General features: G+C 67.3%; 14 protein-coding genes. 6 read left to right on the forward strand and 8 right to left on the reverse strand.

The features are described 5' to 3' along the window. Positions 1 to 29 precede the first annotated feature (29 nt). The 3 genes from ON22_RS06105 to ON22_RS06115 all read left to right on the forward strand — a co-directional run bounded on the left by ON22_RS06105 (position 30) and on the right by ON22_RS06115 (position 4,016). On the forward strand, positions 30 to 1,265 hold the full coding sequence (locus ON22_RS06105; protein WP_051157205.1) for an MFS transporter: 1,236 nt from the start codon (positions 30 to 32) through the stop codon (positions 1,263 to 1,265). Further along, positions 1,262 to 2,443, forward strand: coding sequence for a 4-hydroxybenzoate 3-monooxygenase (locus tag ON22_RS06110; RefSeq protein ID WP_033245983.1), 1,182 nt, complete (start codon positions 1,262 to 1,264; stop codon positions 2,441 to 2,443). Before ON22_RS06105 ends, ON22_RS06110 begins: the two co-directional genes overlap by 4 nt. A 106-nt stretch (positions 2,444 to 2,549) precedes the next feature. Further along, entirely contained in the window at positions 2,550 to 4,016 is a 1,467-nt protein-coding gene (locus tag ON22_RS06115) for an aldehyde dehydrogenase family protein (protein WP_033245984.1), read from the forward strand. Between the two features lie 240 nt (positions 4,017 to 4,256). On the opposite strand, the gene ON22_RS06120 is transcribed toward ON22_RS06115, so the two are convergent. After that, positions 4,257 to 4,847 (reverse strand): type 1 glutamine amidotransferase domain-containing protein, encoded by a 591-nt coding sequence (locus ON22_RS06120; protein ID WP_033245985.1) that lies wholly within the window; start codon positions 4,845 to 4,847, stop codon positions 4,257 to 4,259. A 215-nt stretch (positions 4,848 to 5,062) separates the two neighbouring features. On the opposite strand from ON22_RS06120, the gene ON22_RS06125 reads away from it, so the two are divergent. Next, on the forward strand, positions 5,063 to 5,542 hold the full coding sequence (locus tag ON22_RS06125; RefSeq protein WP_033245986.1) for a Dps family protein: 480 nt from the start codon (positions 5,063 to 5,065) through the stop codon (positions 5,540 to 5,542). Positions 5,543 to 5,927: 385 nt separating this feature from the next. Continuing rightward, on the forward strand, positions 5,928 to 6,755 hold the full coding sequence (locus ON22_RS06130; protein WP_033245987.1) for a Vgb family protein: 828 nt from the start codon (positions 5,928 to 5,930) through the stop codon (positions 6,753 to 6,755). Between the two features lie 108 nt (positions 6,756 to 6,863). Here the strand turns inward: ON22_RS06130 and abc-f are convergent, their stop codons facing one another. From abc-f to ON22_RS06150, 4 genes are all read right to left on the reverse strand, one after another. Beyond that, a complete protein-coding gene (gene abc-f / locus ON22_RS06135; RefSeq protein WP_033245988.1) occupies positions 6,864 to 8,504 on the reverse strand; it encodes a ribosomal protection-like ABC-F family protein in 1,641 nt (546 codons plus the stop codon). Between the two features lie 318 nt (positions 8,505 to 8,822). After that, positions 8,823 to 9,257: a hypothetical protein gene (locus tag ON22_RS06140; protein WP_033245989.1), complete on the reverse strand. Its 435-nt coding sequence runs from the start codon at positions 9,255 to 9,257 to the stop codon at positions 8,823 to 8,825. Positions 9,258 to 9,448: 191 nt separating this feature from the next. Next, positions 9,449 to 9,607 (reverse strand): hypothetical protein, encoded by a 159-nt coding sequence (locus ON22_RS36565; RefSeq protein ID WP_156052373.1) that lies wholly within the window; start codon positions 9,605 to 9,607, stop codon positions 9,449 to 9,451. 300 nt (positions 9,608 to 9,907) lie between these two features. Beyond that, complete coding sequence (locus ON22_RS06150; protein WP_255218512.1) at positions 9,908 to 11,188, reverse strand: APC family permease; 1,281 nt, start codon at positions 11,186 to 11,188, stop codon at positions 9,908 to 9,910. Positions 11,189 to 11,694: 506 nt separating this feature from the next. Between ON22_RS06150 and ctaD the strand changes: the two genes are divergently transcribed. Further along, entirely contained in the window at positions 11,695 to 13,428 is a 1,734-nt protein-coding gene (ctaD, locus tag ON22_RS06155; protein WP_033245991.1) for an aa3-type cytochrome oxidase subunit I, read from the forward strand. Between the two features lie 52 nt (positions 13,429 to 13,480). On the opposite strand, the gene ON22_RS06160 is transcribed toward ctaD, so the two are convergent. The 3 genes from ON22_RS06160 to ON22_RS06170 form a co-directional block, all read right to left on the reverse strand. Further along, positions 13,481 to 14,653: an acyl-CoA dehydrogenase family protein gene (locus ON22_RS06160; protein WP_033245992.1), complete on the reverse strand. Its 1,173-nt coding sequence runs from the start codon at positions 14,651 to 14,653 to the stop codon at positions 13,481 to 13,483. Between the two features lie 48 nt (positions 14,654 to 14,701). Further along, positions 14,702 to 15,880, reverse strand: coding sequence for an NADH:flavin oxidoreductase (locus tag ON22_RS06165; RefSeq protein WP_231508691.1), 1,179 nt, complete (start codon positions 15,878 to 15,880; stop codon positions 14,702 to 14,704). A gap of 153 nt (positions 15,881 to 16,033) precedes the next feature. Further along, entirely contained in the window at positions 16,034 to 16,513 is a 480-nt protein-coding gene (locus ON22_RS06170) for a GbsR/MarR family transcriptional regulator (RefSeq protein ID WP_033245993.1), read from the reverse strand. Between the last annotated feature and the right edge of the window lie 29 nt (positions 16,514 to 16,542).

A 16,542-nucleotide genomic window follows, 5' to 3' on the forward strand; every position in this document is an offset into this window, starting at 1 on the left:
ACCCGAAGATCAGAAATGAATCCCCAATCATGAACAAATTACTGTCGTGGCCGGCTGCGCTTTGCTGGCTCACCGTGCTGCTCGACGGGTACGACCTGGTCGTGCTCGGCGCGGTCATCCCGACCCTCATCGACGAGAACCACATCGGTTTCACCGCCGCTAGCGCCACCTTCGCCGCGACCATCTCCCTGGTCGGCGTGGCGATCGGTGCCGCCGGGGTCGGACCGCTGGCCGACCGCTACGGCCGCCGCAGCGTGCTACTGGGTTCGATCCTGCTGTTCTCGGTGTTCACGTTCGCCGTACCGTGGGCCGGTTCGGTCGAGGTCTTCGGGGCTTTCCGGCTGCTGGCCGGGCTCGGGCTCGGCGCGTGTATGCCCACCGCGCTCACCTTCATGGCCGAACATATGCCGGCCTCGCGCCGCGCGTTCGCCAGTACCTTCACCATGACCGGCTACCACTTCGGCGCGGTACTGGCGTCGGTGGCCGCGCTCTGGCTCATCCCCAGCTGGGAGATTCTGTTCTATGCCGGCGGCGTTGCCGGCCTGGTGCTGTTGCCGCTGATGTGGTTCAAGCTGCCCGAATCCGATGCCTATCTCGCGGCGCAGGGCAAGGCCGAACGCGTGAAGCCCACCGTGGTGCTGCAGCCGAAATACCTGCGCACCACGCTCGGTGTATGGGTCGGCTCGTTCATGGGCCTGCTGCTGGTCTACGGCCTGAACACCTGGCTGCCGAAACTGATGCGCGACGCCGGATACAACATGTCCACCTCGCTGACCCTGCTGCTGGTGCTCAATATCGGTGCGATCATCGGGCTCGTCGTCGCGGGCGTGCTCGCCGACCGCCGCGGGACCAAACCGACGATCCTGGTCTGGTTCGGAGCCGCCGCCGTACTGCTCGCGCTGCTCAGCATCAAGGTGTCCAGCACCCTGCTGCTCAATGCGCTGGTTCTGGTCACCGGAATCTTCGTGTTCTCGGCCCAGGTACTCGTCTACGCCTACGTCACCCAGGCCTACCCGGCCGAAGTGCGGGCTACCGCGCTCGGACTCGCGGCCGCTGTCGGCCGGCTCGGCGCCATCTTCGGCCCGAGTATCACCGGAGCGCTCATCGTCTCCGGTTCCGCGCATCCGTGGGGTTTCTACTTCTTCGCTCTGGTCGCCGGGCTCGGGCTGCTCGCGCTGGCCACAGTGCCCGGACTGGCCGCCCGGCATGCGAACCCACCCGCCACACCGTCCGGACCCGAGCAGTCGAAGGAGTACGCCGTATGAAATCCACCCGCACCCAGGTAGCCATAGTCGGCGCGGGTCCGGCCGGTCTGCTGCTGTCACATCTGCTGCACCGCTCCGGAATCGACTCGGTGGTCGTCGATATCCGCGGCCGCGAAGAGATCGCCACCACGATCCGCGCCGGCATTCTCGAGGCGGGTTCGGTGCGCACGCTGGTGGACACCGGTGTCTCCGGTCGCGTGATCACCGAGGGCGACCGGCACGACGGTGTGGTGTTCCGGTTCGGCGGCGACAACCACCGCATCGACTTCCAGGAACTGGTCGGCGAATCGGTCTGGCTGTATCCGCAGAACGATGTGTTCGTCGATCTGGCCGCCCGGCGGGAAGCCGACCAGGGTGATGTGCGCTACGGCGTGGCCGATACCGCGGTGGATATCTCGGGGGAGCGGCCCACCGTCTCCTTCACCGACGCGGACGGGCAGCCCTGTCGCCTCGAGGCGGAGCTGGTGGTCGGTGCCGACGGGTCGCGTTCGGTCTGCCGGAAAACCTTCCCGGAAGGCACCCGCCGCGAATGGTTCCGCGAATACCCCTTCGCCTGGTTCGGTTTCCTCGCCGAGGCGCCGCCCTCACATCCGGAACTGATCTACGCGCACTCCGACCACGGATTCGCGCTGGTCAGCCAGCGCACACCCACCGTGCAGCGGATGTACTTCCAGTGCTCACCCGGCGAACGCCCCGACGAATGGGACGACGACCGGGTCTGGGCCGAGATGCGCCGGCGAGTGAACGGGAACGGGTTCGAAATCCGGGAGGGCCCGATCAGCGCCAAGATGGTGTTACCGTTCCGGTCCTTCGTCACCGCCCCGATGCGGCACGGCCGGCTGCTGCTGGCCGGCGATGCCGCGCACACCGTCCCGCCGACCGGCGCGAAAGGGTTGAACCTCGCTCTCGCGGACGTGAAAGTCCTGCACGAATCGATCACCGATTTCCTTGCCGGCGCCGGGGACCGTGCACTGGACAACTACACCGAGCGGGCGCTGGACCGGGTCTGGAAGGCCCAGCATTTCTCGTACTGGATGACCACTATGCTGCACTCCGTCGACGGCGCCTCCGATTTCGATATCGAGCGGCAGCGCGGGGAGCTGGGGCTGGTCACCGGATCCCGGCACGGCGCGGCCTACCTGGCCGAGGCCTACACCGGGTGGCAGCCTGCCCGATAAATCAAAAGTATTGCCCGAGAGCGCATTCGGTACGTCCCGGCCGCCCGCGGTGGCGTCGCGGCGATACTGATCACGCGGACCCACGCACCCCACCACAGGAGTCCCCATGACGACCACCGCCGACCCCGCCACCACCGCCTGGCACGGTGCGCTGTTCGACGGCGCCTTCCGCCCCGCCACCCGGACGCTGCCGGTGATCTCGCCTGCCACGGGAGCGGCCATCGATACGGTCGGCGAAGCCGGGACCGACGATCTCGAGCGCGCCGTACGTTCGGCAGTGGCCGCGCAACGGGAATGGGCCGCGCTGACCTACGACAAACGCGTGGCCGTACTGCTGCGCGCAGCGCAGCTGCTGGCCGACAATCCGGACCGGCTGGCTTCCTGGCTTGTTGCCGAGGCCGGGTCCGGACAGGGCAAGGCCGCGTTCGAGGTCGGGCTGGTGACCAGTGAACTGCAAGAGTCGGCAGCCCTCGCATCGCACCCGTACGGGGAGATGCTGCGATCCGGAAAGCCCCGGTTATCGGTGGCCCGGCGGGTGCCGGTGGGTGTCGTGGGTGTGATCTCACCGTTCAACTTCCCGGCCATCCTGTCGATGCGGTCGGTGGCGCCGGCGCTCGCCCTGGGCAATGCGGTGATCCTCAAACCCGACCCCCGCACCTCGATCGCGGGTGGCCTGGCCCTGGCCGAACTCTTCCGCGAAGCCGGCCTGCCTGCCGGAGTCCTGCACGTGCTGCCGGGCGGCGGTGAACTCGGGGCGGCGCTGGTGGAACATCCGCAGGTGCCGTGCCTGTCGTTCACCGGTTCGACCGCGGCGGGCCGCCGGATCGCCGCCTCGGCGGGGCCGCTGCTGAAGAAACTGCACCTGGAACTGGGCGGCAACAATGCCCTGCTGGTACTGCCGGACGCCGATATCGAGGCGGCCGCCTCAGCGGGTGCGTGGGGTTCGTTCCTGCATCAGGGCCAGATCTGCATGACCACCGGCCGGCATCTGGTGCACACCTCGATCGCGGAGGAATACACCGCGGCGCTGGTCGCCACGGCGAACCGCATCCCGGTCGGCGACCCGGCCGATTCGGGCAACGCGCTGGGTCCGATCATCGACGCCGGCCAGCGCGACCGCGTCCACGCCCTGGTCACCGCCGCCGCCGAGGCGGGCGCGACCATCGCGGCGGGCGGCGAATACACCGACCTGTACTACCGGCCGACCGTGCTCACCGGCCTCACCGCCGACAACCCGGCATGGACCGAAGAGATCTTCGGGCCGGTCGCCCCGGTCCTGACCTACGACACCATCGAGGAGGCCATCGAGATCATCAACGCCTCCGAATACGGGCTCTCGGTCGGCATCCTCACCGCAGACGCGTACCGGGCCTACGAACTCGCCGACCGGATCGAGTCCGGCGCCGTCCATATCAACGATCAGACCGTGGACGACGAGGCTCCGATCCCGTTCGGTGGGGTCAAAGCCTCCGGTGTCGGTGGGCGTTTCGGCGGGCCGACCGCGAACCTGGACACCTTCACCGAAACACAGTGGGTCACAATGCAATCCGATATCGCGCGCTATCCCTTCTGACTCCGGCCGTTCTGACTCGGGCCGCGCAGCTTCGACCCGCGCGGCACCCGCATACCTCCGCGCGGTTTCTGCTCGGTGCGTCTACACGTCTCTGACCAGGCCGGACCTACTCGGCATCGCCGGCTCGACGCGGCCCGCCGCGGTGTGGCGCGGTCGCCCTTACTGGGCACGGCCTCATGAGGGCGGCGCCCGTCGGCCCGCGGCAGCCGGTCGTTCCCTGCCGCACCAGATCGGCGCCGGTCAGCGGTTCGCGGTCGCGCCTTCCGGATGTACGCGATGTTCGCCTTCGGCGAATTCCTCGACGATCTTCGCGCAGAAGGCGGGCAGATCGTCCGGGTTGCGGCTGGACACCAGGCCATGGTCGGTGACCACCTGGTCGTCCACCACATTCCCGCCCGCGTTGCGGATATCGGTCCGCACGCTGGGGTACGAGGTGAGTGTGCGGCCGCGCACCACGTCTGCCTCCACCATGGTCCACGGTCCGTGACAGATCACCCCGACCGGTTTACCGGTGGCGAAGAAATCACGCACGAAGCGGACGGCGTCCGGGTCCTGGCGGAGTTTGTCGGGGTTGGTGGTGCCGCCGGGGAGGAGCAGGGCATCGAATTCATCCGGGCTGCATTCGCCGACCACCCGGTCCACCCGGAAGGTGTCACCCTTCTCCACGTCGTGGTTCATAGCCTGGATCTCGCCCGGTTTCAGCGACAGCAGGGCAGTACTTGCCCCGGCATCCTCCACCGCCGACCGCGGCTGGACGAGTTCGACCTGTTCCACTCCGTCCGCCGCGAGCACCGCGACCCGTTGACCGGTCAGATTGTGCTGCTGGCCCATACCTGCTCCTTTCCGAGTGCCTGGTTGCGATCCGCCCGCGTCCTACCCGGGCCGGCACCGGCGAAACGTGGGTTGCCCGGCCCGTCTCGCGGGGTTTCACGGAGGGACGGGATCGTGGTCGCGATTACACCGATATCGGTGATTGAGCGCTGAGCGGCCGGGTAGTCGCTCCCTGTCCGGCGCATCGAGCGCAACGAGAGAAAGGGCATCCGAGGATGAACGTCCCGATCAAGAGCACACTCGACCCGGAACAGCAGCGCATCACCGGCGACGCGCTGCGCGCCAGCGTCGTCGACCTGATCGATCTGTCTCTGATCGCCAAACAGGCCCACTGGAATGTGCTCGGCACCCACTTCCGCTCCGTGCACCTGGCCCTCGACGAACTGGTGAGCGCGGCCCGCGAGTTCACCGATTCCGCTGCCGAACGGGCCACCGCCATCGGCGTCAGCCCCGACGGACGCGCGGCCACCGTGGCCAAGGAAGCGGCCGGGCTGGAATTCCCCGACGGCTGGCAGCAGGACACCGCGGTCATCAACGCGATAGTCGACAACCTCACCACCGTGATCCGCCGGTTCCGCGAGCGTATCGACGTCACCGAGAAGGCCGACCCGGTGACGCAGGATCTCTTCATCGAGATCGCGGCTCGGCTCGAGCAGTTGCACTGGATGTGGCAGGCGCAGCTCTCCACCGCCTGATCCCGTAGCGGTGCGATGGCGGACGGCCGGCACCCGGCCGCCCGCCGGTCGGCGTTATGCCCGATCAGGCCCGGCGATCGGTGGCCGGCAGGATCGCTTGCGGGGAATCCCGGCGCCGGTACAGCGAATACCGGCGCGCTGACCGATCCCAACTCGGTACTCGGCAGCAGTCCGGGAACCCGCGCACGCGCCGTCCGTTCGCGCCGTCCGGAATTGTGTGTGGCGCCCGAGGGGCGAGCAGATCCGGGTGACAGCCGCGCAATGTCGCGGCCGTCCACTCGGATATGGCAGGCTCGGAACCTCTGTCATCGATCCGCGGCTGCCGCCGTGGATTCGGTGACTGCCGCGGACATGTCGTCCGCCGGCACGACGAGCAGGAGGGTCTGTGGTCCGAATTTCCGGGTCGCCGTACGGGGTGAGTCTCGGTCCGGACGATGCGCTGTGGTTCACCACGGTCGAGGTGGGTGCGGTCGGCCGATATCGCGATGGTGAGGTGCAGACCTATCCGCTGGATCCACCCGGCGGGCAGCCGACGGTGATCGTGCCCGGTCCCGGCGAGTCCATGTGGTTCAGTGAATTCCGCGGGAACCGTATCGGCCGGATCACCGCGGCCGGTGATCTCGCCTGGGTTCCGGCCGAATCCCCGTATGGTCTGACCACCGGACCGGATGGTGCCCTGTGGTTCACCGAGCTCCAGGCCGACCGCATCGGCCGGTTGGCCGGCGACGGATCCATCACCCGCTACCCGGCCGCCGGGATGCCCTCGATGATTGTTACCGGACCCGACGATGCGCTGTGGTACACGCTCAATCATGGCAACGCGATCGGCCGCACCGATCTCGAGGGCACCACGACCATTTACCCGTTGCCCACCGAACAGGCCATGCCGGTCGGCATAACCCGGGGGCCGGACGGTGCGCTGTGGTTCGTGGAGATCGGCGCCGGCCAGATCGGCCGAATCGGTATCGACGGCGAGATCACGGAATTCCCGCTACCCGAACGTGCCGCCAAACCCCACGCCATCATCGCGGGACCCGACGGCGCCCTGTGGTTCACCGAATGGGCGACCTCGCGGCTCGGCCGCATCACCCTGGCAGGCGAGATCACCGAGACGGAGCTGGCCGGCGCGGAACCACATGGGTTGGCGGTCGGGCCGGACGGTGCGCTGTGGGTTGCCATGGAATCCGGCAGCCTCGAACGTATTCCACTGTGAGCGTTCGGTATTGCCCCTGTGTGGCTATTCCGGACCGCGTCCCAGCCGCGTGCGCGTACCAGGTGGCCGGCCCGGACGACGACCTGCGAATGGCGTGGACCTCGGTATTCAGCCCTCGATCACCGGGGCCGCAATTTCCGACAGCGTTCCTTCGGATAGCCGCAACCAGCGCTGCACGCCTATTTCGGCGAGGAACCGTTCGTCATGGCTGACCACCACGAACGCTCCCTCGTAGGCGTCGAGCGCGTTCTCCAGTTGCCCGACGCTTGTCAGGTCGAGGTTGTTGGTCGGCTCGTCGAGCAATAGGAGCTGTGGTGCGGGTTCGGCGAACAGAATGCAGGCCAAAGTGGCCCGCAACCGTTCACCGCCGGAGAGGTCACCTACCCGCAGCTGCACCCGGGAACCCCGGAACAGGAAGCGTGCCAGCAGGTTCATCCGCTGGGCTGCCGGAAGTTCGGGGGCGGATGCGGCCAGGTTCTGGGCCACGGTGCGGTCGGGGTCGAGGAGATCCAGCCGCTGCGACAGGTATGCCACCCGGCCGTCTGCGCGGGTGATCTCGCCGGACTCGGCGGACAGATCACCGTGGAGCAGGCGCAGCAGGGTGGATTTCCCGGCGCCGTTCGGGCCGGTCAGCGCGATCCGTTCGGGGCCGCGGATCGCCAGGTCGACACCCGGTTCGGCGAATATCTGCCGGTTGCCGATGCTGTAGCGGATACTTTCACCGAGGAACACGGTGCGCCCGGCCGGGACATTCGTACCGGGAAGTTGCAATGCGACCTTATGGTCGGCGCGCAACGTCCGTTCAGCCTGGTCGAGCCGGGCTCGGGCGGCATCGACCCGGGCGTTGTGCGTACCGGCGGCGCGTCCCGCCGATTCCTGCGCGTTACGTTTCATGGTGCCCGCGAAGATCTTCGGCAGACCGGCATTGCCGAGATTGCGGGCCGCGGTGCTCGCGCGGCGGGCGGCGCGTTCCCGGGCCTGCTGCAACTCCCGCTTCTCGCGTTTTACCTCCTGCTCCGCATTGCGGATGTTCTTTTCCGCGACCTCCCGCGCGGCCCGCACCGCCTGCTCGTATTCGGTGAAATTACCGCCGTGATAGCCGATTTCGCCGGCATGGAGTTCGGCGATGCGGTCCATCCGGTCCAGTAGCGCCCGGTCGTGGCTCACCAGCAGCAGGCAGCCGTTCCATTCGCCGAGCAGATCGTAGAGCCGGTGTCGCGCATCCCGATCGAGGTTGTTGGTGGGTTCGTCGAGCAGCAGGACGTCGGGCCGCCGGAGCAGTTGTGCCGCCAGTCCCAGCGAAACGACCTGACCGCCACTGAGAGTGTCCAGCCGGCGGGTGAGCTCGAGTTCGCCGATACCCAGCCGCTCCAGCTGGGCGCGGGTGCGTTCCTCGATATCCCACTCCGAACCGATGGTGGCGAAGTGTTCTTCGGCGGTATCACCCAACTCGATCGCTTCCAGCGCCGCCAGGACCGGGGCGACGCCCAGGAGTTCGGCGACGGTCATATTGCCGGTCAGCGGCAGAGTCTGCGGGAGGTACCCGAGTACTCCATCGACGGTGACGCTTCCGGCGACAGGGCGCAGATCGCCCGCGATCAGGCGAAGCAGTGTGCTCTTACCGGCACCGTTCGGGGCCACGAGCCCGGTACGCCCGCCGGGCACGGTGAAGGACAGATCGGTGAACACGGGGGTGTCGTCCGGCCAGGAGAACGACAGATTCGAACAGACGATGAAGGCATCAGCCATGGGAGGAGACCTCGTATGTCGTCCGGCGTGCGATTGCGCCGGGAAAGTGATCAATGAACGACGACATGGCCACGACAGCGGCGCCCGTATGCGCCCAACTGGTGGCCGTCAGAGCCGGGTGGCTCCGGAGATGTCGAGTTCACCAACCACGGTCGGTCTCCTGTATCTCGATGACTCCACGACGATAGCAGCCGCAACGGGCACGGGTGATCCGTACGGCGTCGGCACAGTCCCGCACGCCGGGTCGGGACCCGGCCGTGGATCATCGTCCACGGCCGGGCCCATTCGATCGACGTGTGACGGTCGGTAACCGGACCGTCAGCGACGGGAGTTGTTCAGGTGGTCCTGCACGTCACCCGGTGTGGGCGGCTCACCGCACTGCATACCGCAGCGCTGCTCGACCGGGACCTGGGAGCCGTCGGGGTAGGTGCAACTCGCGCTGTCGCAGTTGTAGTCGATGGCGTTCGGATCCATCGGCAGCGGTTCGGTGTAGTACGACCATGCGAAGGTGTCGCTGCCCGAGACCGGTGAACAGTAGACGGTGGTGCCGTCGGCCAGATGCCCGACCTGTCCCGGTGCAGAACAGTAGCTGTGCAGTTCGACCAGCGGGTTCGGGCCGTTATCGGCCTGGACCCGATCGAGGGTTGCGGGGAGAGCGGCCGCGGGAGCGGCGGCGAAGAAAAGGGCGGCGGCCCCGACGGTCGCGCCGAGAAGTCGGGGGCCGACACGCTGAAGAAGCGCTGTTGGCCTCATAGGAGTTCCGTTCTGTCGAGTTGGCAGATCCCGACCGGTCGGACCGATTGATATTAGCTATGACTGTGGTGCGGTGGCAATGCCTGTGTGCCCGGGACCGAAACGCGAATGAGCAGGCCGCGCATTCTCGGCCTGCTCATTTCGCACCACGTGCGTGCGTCGGGCGGTGGGAGGTTCTGGGTACCGGGAAGTCAGATACAGACTTCGGCGCTGCCCACCGGTACGCAGATTTCGACCGATCCCAACCCCGGGATCACGGGAACCTGGGCAGATGCGGCGGGGGCTGCGATTACGCCCAAAGCCAGGGCTATGGTGCTCGCGGCGAAGATCTTGGTGATTCTGGCTGTCATAACGTTTCCTCTGATCGGCTGAACAGTGACGTCATTCGCGCACGGACCCAGTGTTCGCCGCTGTGGGCCCCGATACCAGACAAGGAACTATCAATTTTCGCGCCCGCAGTCACGGTGGGGTCGCTCCACGCTCTGTGCGAGGTCTCGGCACGGTCACGTAATCCGCACCGCGAGAAGCCGGCTCCGGTGCGTTGGTGTCCGCCTCCGGCAGCGGGGTCACGAGGGCTTGGTTCGGGCTGGAATCGCGGCGCCTCCCGGACGGACCGGACCTGCGGCCGATGAATCCCTTGGCCGGATCTTCTAACGTCCGGTATTCGACGCCGGACCGGCGGGGGAACCCGGACGCCCGCGGACTACATACACCAGGGCTCCGAGTGCGACGACGAGCGCGCCCGTCACAACCGCTTGCGCGGGCAGGCTGAAGGCCAGCACCAGACATCCCGTCACGCCGATCACCGGAATCAGCCGTCGCGGTCGCCCTTCGGACGGCCGCAGCGTCCATGCCGAAGCGTTGGCGATCGCGTAGTACACCAGCACTCCGAATGAGGAGAAACCGATCGCCGCGGTGATGTCGACGGTCGCGGCGGCGACCGCGACCACCGCCCCTACTGCGAGTTCGGCGCGATGCGGCACCGCGAAACGCGGATGCACCGCCGCGAGGACGTGGGGGAGATGCCGGTCCCGGGCCATGGCCAGTGTGGTGCGGGAAACCCCGAGGATCAATGCCAGCAGTGACCCCATCGCGGCGGCGACCGCGCCCGCACGCACCACCGGCGCGAGCCAACTGGCGCCCGCCGCATCCGCCACATCCGATAATGGAGCCGTCGCCGCCGCGAGCCCGTCCGCGCCCAGCGTCCGCAGCGCCGCGACGGCGACGAGCGTGTACACGACCACAGTGATCGCCAATGCGAGCGGTATCGCGCGGGGGATGGTGCGGGCGGGGTCGCGTACTTCCTCACCGAGCGTGGCGATCCGCGCGTACCCGGCGAACGCGAAGAACAGCAACCCAGCCGCTTGAAGTACGCCGCCGGCGGAGAATCCTGTCCGGGAACCCGGCTCCGGCCCCGCCCCGCCACCGAGGGCCGCCGCGACGACCACCGCGGCGAGCACGGCCAGCACGATCGCCACGATCACCCGCGTCAGCAGCGCGGACTTCTGGACCCCGCGATAGTTCACCGCGGTCAGCGCGACCACCGCACCGGTGGCAACAGCGTGCGCGTTTTCGGGCCAGGCGTAGGCACCGACGGTCAGCGCCATTGCCGCGCACGAAGCGGTTTTGCCGACGACGAAACACCAGCCCGCGAGGTACCCCCAGAACTCCCCGAGCCGTTCCCGCCCGTACACGTAGGTGCCGCCGGATGCCGGATACCGCGCGGCCAGCCGGGCAGAGGATGTGGCATTGCAGTAGGCCACCACCGCCGCCAGGGCCAGCCCGAGCAGCAATCCCGAACCCGCAGCCCGCGCCGCCGGCGCCAGGGCCGCGAAGATCCCGGCCCCGAGCATCGCACCGAGCCCGATCAGCACGGCATCGGTCACCCCCAGGCTGCGCCGCAGTTCTCCCGGTCCACCGGCAGCGGAGATCTCGGACACCATGCTCCCCTCACGCTCGGCCCGAGCCGCAGCGATCGAATCGGTTCGCCGCCGATGGTAGAACGCGCAGCACGCCCGGGCAGGCCTCGCGGCGCCTTGTTCACTCCCAGGGATCGTTACCGGTCGCCGGACGTTCGCCGATCGTTCGGCCGCCGGATCTGCCGCCGCGCGCGGCGAGGAAGCCGACGAGGGCGAGGGGCTGCGGTGCCGGTCATGACGATCGCGATTGCCCCGCTGAACCGTGCCGGGACAACACCGAGGCGACGGAGTTCGGCAGCGCGAGCCCGGTGGCGCCCAGCAGCATCGTCAGCGGTATGGCGAAACCTGCCGGCCCGCAGGTATCCGTAGCGGGCGATTTCGGCAGAAACTGGGTGACCAGGGGTGTCGCTCACCCGGTACACCCCGCGCAGCGGGCAGGGTTTGGCGCGATACGACCGGGGTAGGCCCGCGAGCAACGGGCCCTGAGGCCCCGCGTGGACCGAACAGAGGAGCGTGCGATGGCAGTTCCACCATCTCCACCGGCCGAGCTCACTGCCGTCCGGCCTTTTCCTGCTCGGGTCGGGCCCAAGGGTTCGTACTTGTGGAAGATGGTCACCACCACCGACCCGAAAGTGCTCGGGGTGCTGTATCTGGTGACGGCGACGGGGTTCTTCCTGATCGGTGGTCTGCTGGCGTTGTTGATTCGCGGGGAGCTGGCGCGTCCCGGACTGCAGTTCCTCTCACCGGAGCAGTACAACCAGCTGTTCACCATGCACGGCACGATCATGCTGCTGTTCTATGCCACGCCGGTGGTGTTCGGTTTCGCCAATGCCGTCCTGCCGTTGCAGATCGGCGCACCGGATGTGGCATTTCCACGGCTCAATGCCTTGAGTTACTGGCTCTACCTGTTCGGTGCGACCATGGCGACCGCCGGTTTCATCACTCCCGGCGGCGCCGCGGACTTCGGGTGGACCGGGTACACGCCACTGAGCACGATGCAGTACTCGCCGGGTGTCGGCGGGGATCTGTGGATCATGGGGCTGGCGTTATCGGGTCTGGGCACCATCCTCGGTGCGGTGAACATGATGACCACGGTGATCTGTATGCGGGCCCCCGGAATGACCATGTTCCGGATGCCGATCTTCACCTGGAACGTCTTCATCACCAGCATCCTGGTGTTGCTGGCGTTCCCGATCCTCACCGCGGCGCTGATGGCGCTTGCCTATGATCGGCATCTCGGCGGGCACATCTACGATCCGGGTGTCGGCGGGGTGCTGCTGTGGCAGCATCTGTTCTGGTTCTTCGGGCATCCCGAGGTGTATATCGTCGCGCTGCCGTTCTTCGGTATCGTTTCCGAGATCTTCCCGGTGTTCAGCCGTAAACCGATCTTCGGCTACACCGCGCTGGTGTTCGCGACGATATCGATCGCCGGGCTGTCGATGGCGGTGTGGGCGCACCATATGTACGCCACCGGTGCGGTGCTGCTGCCGTTCTTCTCGCTGATGACCTTCTTGATCGCGGTCCCGACCGGGGTGAAGTTCTTCAACTGGATCGGGACGATGTGGAAGGGCCAGCTGACCTTCGAGACACCGATGCTGTTCTCCCTCGGCTTCCTCGTCACCTTCCTGTTCGGCGGCCTGTCCGGAGTGATCCTGGCCAGTCCGCCGCTGAACTGGCATGTGCACGACAGCTATTTCGTGGTCGCGCATTTCCACTACGTCCTGTTCGGCACCATCGTGTTCGCGACCTTCGCCGGTATCTACTTCTGGTTCCCGAAACTCACCGGCCGGTTGATGGACGAACGCCTGGGCCGGGTGCATTTCTGGACCACGTTCATCGGGTTCCACCTCACGTTCCTCGTCCAGCACTGGCTGGGCGACGAGGGGATGCCTCGCCGCTACGCCGACTATCAGCCCGACGACGGTTTCACCGCGCTGCACACCGTCTCGACCATCGGTTCGTTCGTGCTGGGCGCGTCCATGATCGTCTTCGTGTGGAACACGTTCAAGAGCTACCGCTACGGCGAGGTGGTCACCGTCGACGACCCCTGGGGTGCCGGCAACTCCCTGGAATGGGCGACGACCTGTCCACCGCCGCGGCACAACTTCTACGAACTGCCGCCCATCCGGTCCGAACGGCCCGCATTCGAACTGCACTACCCCCATATGGCCGAACGCCTGCGCACCGAATCCCATGTCGGCCGACGCAGCACAGACGGCGTCGGCGCCGAACTGTCCAAGCCCCCGACGTGACCGCGGCCGGCCGCCAGAGCTCGGCGGCCGGTACGCGAAAACCCGAGGGATGTCAGATCATCGCGCGGAACGGGCCCTGCGGGTCACCACCGAGCTGGGTCAGGGCTGCCGAATGGTAGATCGTGCCGGGCACATGGATGGCGTGGGTGAGGCCGACATGGGCGTCGCGCCAGAACCGCTGCATCGGGGTCTTCAAGTGCACGGCCCCCCCGCCGGCCCGGGCGAACACCTCGTCCATCGCGCGCACCGCGCGCCATGCCGCCGCGATCTGGGTGCGCCGGCCGATCGCGCGTTCTTCGAAACCGACCTCCTCGCCGCGCTCGGTTTTGTCCCAGAAGCGGTCCACCGTTTCCAGCAGCGATACCCGGGCAGCGGAAATCTCCGCGGCCGCCTCGCTGATGGCGTACAGGACGTAGGGGTCTTCTTTGATGGGGACGCCGGTGACCTGGACCCGTTGCTTCTGTGCCGCGATATAGCAGGCCAGTGCGCCTTCGGTCATGCCGATCAGCGCCGAGGTGATACCCAGCGGGAAGATGCACGAGAACGGGAACTTGTACAGGGTTTCGTCGCGTCCGGCATGGCGCCAGCCGTTACCGCTCATCACGATCTCGGCGTCGAGGGTCCGGTATTCGGGGAGGAACGCATCCTTGACGATCAGATCCTTCGATCCGGTGCCGCGCAGGCCGATGACGTTCCAGCTGTCCTGGTCGATGTCGTAGTCCGACCGCGGCAGCAGCACATGCAGCACCTTGCCGGTGCGTTTACCGTCCTTGTCGCCGACCGCGGCACCGATCATGATCCAGCCGCAGTGATCGGTGCCGGATGAGAACGACCAGCGCCCGTTGAGAATGTAGCCGCCCTCGACCGGCACCGCGATACCCATCGGTGCGTACGGCGACGCCATCCACATATCGTTGTCCGCGCCCCAGATCTCCTCCTGCGCCTTGGTGTCGAAGAAGGCGAGTTCCCACGGGTGGACGCCCACGATCCCGGCGACCCATCCCGCCGCGCCGTCGAGCGCGGCGATGGCCATGGTGGTTTCGGCGGCCTCCCGGGGATGGGCCTCCAGCCCGCCGTACTCCTTCGGCTGGAGCATGCGGATGACACCAGAATCGCGCAGATGCTGCGCGGTGGTATCGGAAAGCCGCATCAGCGATTCGCCCTCGGCGGCTGCTGCGCGGATATCGTCCGCGTGCTGCATGATCTTGTCCAGTACGTGGCCCATGGTGATGCCTTCCAGTTATTGCGTCGATTCGCCGAAGCGAGGCGCAGGTCAGTGCAGGCTGCCCTCGTGGACAGCGCGATCGAACGGTGTCAGTGGTGCCCCGGTACGCACGGTTGTCGCCAGTGCGGGATCGGCCAGGTGCAGGCGTCCGGCGGCGATCAGGTCGAACTCGCCGGACTCGATCCGGCGGTCGACCTCCGCGATATTGTCGACGACCGCCGCAGCGCCCGCGGCGCGGCTGTCGCGCAACGGTTTCCCGAGCCCGACGCTGCCGACGGCCATGGCATGCGCGCCGGTGAGCTTCTTGGCCCAGCCGGCCAGCGACAGCTCGCTGCCCTCGAACGCCGGGACGTCGAAGCGCCGGATACTGGCGTCGAAAACGTCCACACCGGCATCGGCGAGTGCGCCGAGTACCACTTGCAACTCGTCGGGAGTCTCGGCGATCCGGGCGGTGTAGTCCTGCTGTTTGTGCTGGGAGAAACGGAAGAATATGGGCATATCGGCGCCCACGGCTTCGCGGATGGCCGCGACCACCGCGGCGGGGAACCGGCTGCGCGCCGCGAGGTCGCCACCCCACTGGTCGTCGCGCGTATTGGTGTCGTGCCAGAGAAACGAATCCAGCAGGTAGCCGTGGCCGCCGTGCAGGGCGATACCGTCGAAACCGAGTTCGGTGGCGGTGACCGCCGCGCGTACATAGGCGGAGATGATCTCGGCGAGATCGCTGTCGGTCATCGGCCTGGTGGGGTGCGCGGCGCGTGCGACGTACTCGTCGGAATAGGACGTGGTCCCGGCGGTACCCCACCGCCCGGACGGCCGCATCGGCGTGATGGCCGGGTCGACGGTCCGGCTCATCGCGCCCCACAGCGGACCCACATGCCACAGCTGCGGAATGATCCGGCCCCCCGCCGCGTGCACCTCCTCGACCACGGTCCGCCATCCGGCCAGCGCGTCCTCGCCGTACATGCGGGGTACGCGCCGATTGTCGACGGCGGCCGGATGGTCGATGGCGACCCCCTCGGTGATGATCAGTCCCGTCCCGCCGGCCGCGCGGCGCCGGTAGTAGTGGGCGACATCGGCGCCCGGGATTCCGCCCGGAGAAGCCGATCGAGTCATCGGCGACATGACGATACGGTTCGCCAGGTCGAGTGAACGGACGGTCAGCGGCCGGAAGAGTGCGGCATGGTGATCGGTCGTCGGGGTCCCGGAGCTTTCCTGAATGCCTTCCACGCTGTCAGCGTATGGTCGCCCGGCAGCGCCGGACTGCTTGTTCTCGCTCACTGGAAGTGTTCGGCAACACACCGGCAGGGGAGTGCATCGGGAACGCGGCCGGGCCGTCCTGACCAGGGCATCGTTCGCTGCGTTTCCGGGATCGCCCGGGGGTCAACTCGGGGGGTGGTCGGCAGCGTATTGCTCGCGCCATCGCTCGATCAGGGGGACGAGTTCGTTGAGCATGAAGGTGTAGAAGTCCTGCATTTCGTGCAGACGCCGCGCGGTGACGGTGTCCGGGCCGGTGGCGTCGATGCCTTCCTGCGCCGAATCGCGCATGGTGGCCAGCATCGTGTTCTGCTGTGACATCAGTGCAGCCCAGGCGCCGGCGCGGAAACGGTAGTGGTCGCGGCGGCTGCCCGGCGCGGGGACCCGTTCGATCAGGCCGACCGGCATCAGATGTTTGATGGCGGTCGATACCGCGCCGGAGCTGATCGACAGTTCCGCGCACAGGTCGGCGGCGGTCATCGTGTCCTGTTCGGTGTAGAGCAGCGCTGTCAGTACGCGTGCGGTCGATCGCTGCATCCCGCCGCCGGCCGAGAGTGTCAGTGCCAGCTTCTCCGCGGCTTCCCGCAATCGCTCGTTCGTTCCCATACCCCCGAAGGTATCAGAGCTTCGAATAC

This window comes from Nocardia carnea NBRC 14403, from assembly GCF_000308515.1.
GTDB lineage: Bacteria > Actinomycetota > Actinomycetes > Mycobacteriales > Mycobacteriaceae > Nocardia > Nocardia carnea.

Excerpts from the sequence above, each read along its gene's own strand:
- ON22_RS06115 (WP_033245984.1), top strand. The coding sequence starts at position 2,550 with ATGACGACCACCGCCGACCCCGCCACCACCGCCTGGCACGGTGCGCTG.
- ON22_RS06170 (WP_033245993.1), bottom strand. The coding sequence starts at position 16,513 with ATGGGAACGAACGAGCGATTGCGGGAAGCCGCGGAGAAGCTGGCACTG.
- ON22_RS06120 (WP_033245985.1), bottom strand. The coding sequence starts at position 4,847 with ATGGGCCAGCAGCACAATCTGACCGGTCAACGGGTCGCGGTGCTCGCG.
- ON22_RS06140 (WP_033245989.1), bottom strand. The coding sequence starts at position 9,257 with ATGAGGCCAACAGCGCTTCTTCAGCGTGTCGGCCCCCGACTTCTCGGC.
- abc-f (WP_033245988.1), bottom strand. The coding sequence starts at position 8,504 with ATGGCTGATGCCTTCATCGTCTGTTCGAATCTGTCGTTCTCCTGGCCG.
- ON22_RS06160 (WP_033245992.1), bottom strand. The coding sequence starts at position 14,653 with ATGGGCCACGTACTGGACAAGATCATGCAGCACGCGGACGATATCCGC.
- ON22_RS36565 (WP_156052373.1), bottom strand. The coding sequence starts at position 9,607 with ATGACAGCCAGAATCACCAAGATCTTCGCCGCGAGCACCATAGCCCTG.
- ON22_RS06105 (WP_051157205.1), top strand. The coding sequence starts at position 30 with ATGAACAAATTACTGTCGTGGCCGGCTGCGCTTTGCTGGCTCACCGTG.
- ON22_RS06110 (WP_033245983.1), top strand. The coding sequence starts at position 1,262 with ATGAAATCCACCCGCACCCAGGTAGCCATAGTCGGCGCGGGTCCGGCC.
- ON22_RS06125 (WP_033245986.1), top strand. The coding sequence starts at position 5,063 with ATGAACGTCCCGATCAAGAGCACACTCGACCCGGAACAGCAGCGCATC.
- ctaD (WP_033245991.1), top strand. The coding sequence starts at position 11,695 with ATGGCAGTTCCACCATCTCCACCGGCCGAGCTCACTGCCGTCCGGCCT.